This is a genomic window from Apibacter sp., from assembly GCF_025291155.1.
GTDB lineage: Bacteria > Bacteroidota > Bacteroidia > Flavobacteriales > Weeksellaceae > Apibacter.
This window is the reverse complement of sequence record NZ_JAMBJZ010000128.1, coordinates 1-4076: the sequence shown is the minus strand read 5'-3', so window position 1 is coordinate 4076 and position 4076 is coordinate 1. Positions and strand designations below refer to the sequence as shown.

Sequence of the window (4076 nt, the reverse complement as noted above, 5' to 3'; positions counted from 1 at the left end):
ACCCCTATCGCAGCAGCCAAATTTACAGCTGTGGTTGTTTTTCCAACTCCTCCTTTTTGATTAGCTATAGCAATAATTTTTCCCATTTATATATTAAATTTGAAGGTGTAAAAATACAATATTTAAACGGTATATTCAGAAAAAATTATCAAAATTGCAAGGTTTTATAGGGTATAATTTATATTATTTTAATATTATTATTGTGTATTTACCTATATCTAAATATTTCTATTTTAGCTTGTTTTTTATCTTTTATATGTTTTGATTACCTTAATAAATTATTTTTATTTTATATATTAGTTAGCGATATAAATTAATGGAATCATTTAAATCTTTAGTATTAATAATCTTAAAAATTTTATTACTGAGATTTTATCATTAATTTTAATTAAAGTAAATTATTTTTTGTTAAACTTTTTTCTATAAGGTTTGTCATTAGGTTATAAAAGTATTTAAAGATATGAAAAAGATATTATACATAGGAGCATTGCTTATAACTACTACATATGCTTTTACTCAATCAAAATGTGATGATCATAAAGATCATGAAAAAAAGGAGGAGAAATTAAAAGAAATGAGAGATAAAATGGCAAAAGAGCTAAGTTTAACTGACGAACAGATAAAAAAAATAAATTTAATTGAAGATAAATATAAAATTCAGGAAGATGAACTGCGAAATAAATCTGAAGAGCTACGAAAACAGATTCATAAATTAAAAGAAAATAAAAAATCTGAAATTGATAAAGTTTTTACAGAAGAACAAAGACAGAAGATTAAAAAAATTAAAGAAGATATGCATGCTAAGAAAAATATATATAAAAAGGGATTAAAATACCATTATTAAGATAAAATACGACTAATCTAAATACATTATTTATAAAAAAAGCTTCATTTCTGAAGCTTTTTTATTGAATTTATATTTATAGATTAAAAATCATTTGTTGACTAAGAAAAATTTTGCATATCAATTAATTTTTTGTAAATCCCGTTCCTTTCTAATAGTTCAATATGGGTTCCTTCTTCCATTATCCTACCCCTTTCCATTACAACAATCTTATCGGCATTTACAATAGTAGATAATCTATGAGCAATAACCAAAGAGGTACGATTAGACATGAGATTATCAAGTGCATCTTGAACGAGTCTTTCACTTTGGGTATCTAATGCCGAAGTTGCTTCGTCTAGAATCATTATAGGTGGATTTTTTAAAATAGCTCTTGCAATAGCAATTCTCTGCTTCTGTCCTCCGGATAATTTTCCTCCCCCCTCACCTATAGTTGTTTCAAATCCATTTGGCAATTGCTCAATAAATTCAAGAGCATTGGCTACTTTAGCCGCTTCCATAACTTCACTCATGGTAGCTTCCGGATTGCTTAATTTAATATTATTAGCAATGGTATCATTAAATAAAATAGATTCTTGAGTAACCATACCCAATAATTTACGGTAAACTTTTAAATTCAAATCTCTCAAATCATGACCATCTATATATATAACTCCACTATCAACATCATAAAATCTAGCTATCAAATTAGCCAATGTAGTTTTACCACTACCACTTTGTCCTACTACTGCTACAGTTTTTCCTTTAGGTAAAAATAAATTTACATCTTGTAATATTGGATGCCCTTCAACATATTGAAAATTTATATTTTTTAGTTGAATTCCTTCTCTTATTTCAGAAATTTCAAAGGCATTTTCTGGTTCATAAATCTGAATGCTGGTTTCTAATGTTTCTATCAGACGGTCTGTAGATGCGGTGCCTTTATGTAAATTGGTAATTGAAGTTGATAATGTTTTAGCCGGTTCTAATAATTGAAAAAACAATGCTATATATACCAAAAATGAAGGTAAGTTTAACCCTTCTCCGTCTAATATTAGAATTCCACCATACCAAGTAATAAATATCATAGCTACAGAACCTAAAAACTCTGAGGAAGGTGAAGCTAATTCATATTTTTTCATCATATTTATGGATAATCTTCTTAAAGTAAGAACAATATTCATAAATCTGTTTTTCATGGATTCTTCTGCATTAAATATTTTAATTATTTTAGCTCCGTTAAGGGTTTCATCAATTACAGAAAGTACATTACCTGTCTCTGTTAATCCTTTTTTAGCATCTTTTTTTAAACTTTTTCCTATGGAAGAGATAATCCACGCCATAAATGGCAATACTATCAGTGCAATTAATGTCAATGAAGGGCTAATAGTGATTAAAGCAATTAAAGTAAAAAGAATGGAAAAAGGTGTTCTCCAAAGTTCTAAAATTGAATTTAATATATTTCCTTCTACTTCGCCAATATCTCCCGAAAGCCGTATCATAATATCTCCTTTTTTCCTGTCGGTAAAATAAGAAACCGGTAGCGTTAAGATTTTATCATACATCGCTACTCTTAAATCCTTGGAAATTCCACTTCGAAGAAGTACAATAAAATATTGAGCTAAATATCTGAAAATGTTTCTTAATAAGAATAAAACAATTACTGCAATGCATAGATAAGCTAAGATTGTTTTCGGATTGGTTCCTTCAAGAGAATGATCTAAATATATATAAAATTTGTATTTAAGTTCAGCCATCATACCTGTGGAGGCTTGCATTTCTCTTTTGGTGTCTTCAATTAAATTTTTATTATTTCCTCCTAAAAGCATTTCTAAGATAGGCATAATAGAAAATACGGAAACGATGGAGAACAAAGAATATAAAAGATTAAAGAGAATTCCTAGTATAAATTCTTTTTTGTATGGATAGGCAAATTTTTTTAGTATTTTTTTTAATGAATTCATGCTTCCTTTTAATTATCACAAAGGTAAATAAATTTCCCTTCGTTTTGATTAAAAATTGGCTTGTATTCCTATATGTATTTTAGAATCAGAAAAATTTATCGGTTCTGAATCGTATTTTCCTACAGCATAATTTAAAGAAAAGATACCGAAACGTGTTAAAAAACTAATTCCTAAGCCTGTTCCTAATAAAAAAGGTCTTGCATTTTGATATTTATTTTCAATCCAGGCTAAATCAGTAAATAAACTTAAATACATCTCTTCAAAGGGAATATATCTATATTCAAGACTACCAATGGCATAAGCATTGGCATAAATAGATTGCTCATTAAATCCACGAATGGTTTTTAAACCGCCAACTTTATAAAGTTCATTTACTGTTAATGTATCTGCGAATAAAGCTGAAGCGGATATTCTAGGTTTTAAAAAATGTGATCCGGAGAGTTTTATTAGTTTTTCCATACATGCGGATACATTGTATTCTGTAATATTTTTTCTATCTTCAGGAATATTTCTATACACCATACCTTTTATTGAATATAAATTTTTGGATCCTAAAATTTCATTCTCATTTTTTTCATTATATTGATAGCTAATACCTAAACCGGTTTTAGAAAAATTATTACTGATTTCGGAATCAGATACATACCGTGAATTTTCAAATAAAGCCTCAACTCCTAATCGTTGATGGATAGCGTACTGATAATAAATATGCTCATGAAAACGTATAGTTGCATAAGTACTGTCTTGTTTGTATATATTAAGGGAAGATTCTGAACCAAATTTTGATTTGAAAAGATAAGGTACATTTACCATAACTTCAAAGTTTTGAGATTTTTCAGGAGTTGAAAGCCAATTTAAATTGATTGTTTCAAATGAATTGAATAAGTTTCCTAATGATAGTTGCAATTGGCCATTAACTTTAAATTTTCCCTTATCATCATTGCCGAATCCTAACATCCCATCAAATGAACTGGCTTTTCTTTTTTTTAGATATAAAAAAATCGATGTTGAATCTGGGGTAAATAATACTTGCGGATTTTTTTCTTCTGTTATAAAATTAGTACTTAGCAGTAAAGAAGAAATTTCTTTAAGTTTCTCATCTGAATATGTTTTCCCAAGAAATCCGTATTCTAACTCTTTTTTTATACCTCTAGGAATTTGGTTATAGCCATTTATAACAAAAGAATTGATTATCCTTTTTTGGTTAAGTGCAACAGTTATAGATGCTTCTAGAGGCTCTTGTGCAATTGAAAGATTTGTATATACCATATTAAAGGCATATCCTCTCT

At 28.0% G+C, this 4076-nt stretch carries 4 protein-coding genes; 1 reads left to right on the top strand and 3 read right to left on the bottom strand.

Translation table 11 applies throughout. The annotated features are described in order from the left end of the window. A partial coding sequence (locus tag M3Z80_RS09350; RefSeq protein WP_293919347.1) for a ParA family protein occupies positions 1–86 on the bottom strand: 86 nt, incomplete at its 3' end. 374 nt (positions 87–460) lie between these two features. On the opposite strand from M3Z80_RS09350, the gene M3Z80_RS09345 reads away from it, so the two are divergent. After that, positions 461–844, top strand: coding sequence for a hypothetical protein (locus tag M3Z80_RS09345; RefSeq protein ID WP_293919346.1), 384 nt, complete (start codon positions 461–463; stop codon positions 842–844). Between the two features lie 101 nt (positions 845–945). Here the strand turns inward: M3Z80_RS09345 and M3Z80_RS09340 are convergent, their stop codons facing one another. Both M3Z80_RS09340 and M3Z80_RS09335 read right to left on the bottom strand, forming a co-directional pair. Then, positions 946–2787 (bottom strand): ABC transporter ATP-binding protein, encoded by a 1842-nt coding sequence (locus M3Z80_RS09340; RefSeq protein WP_293919345.1) that lies wholly within the window; start codon positions 2785–2787, stop codon positions 946–948. Positions 2788–2835: 48 nt separating this feature from the next. Continuing rightward, positions 2836–4076 (bottom strand): BamA/TamA family outer membrane protein (locus tag M3Z80_RS09335; RefSeq protein WP_293919344.1); only part of this gene is annotated, 1241 nt, incomplete at its 5' end.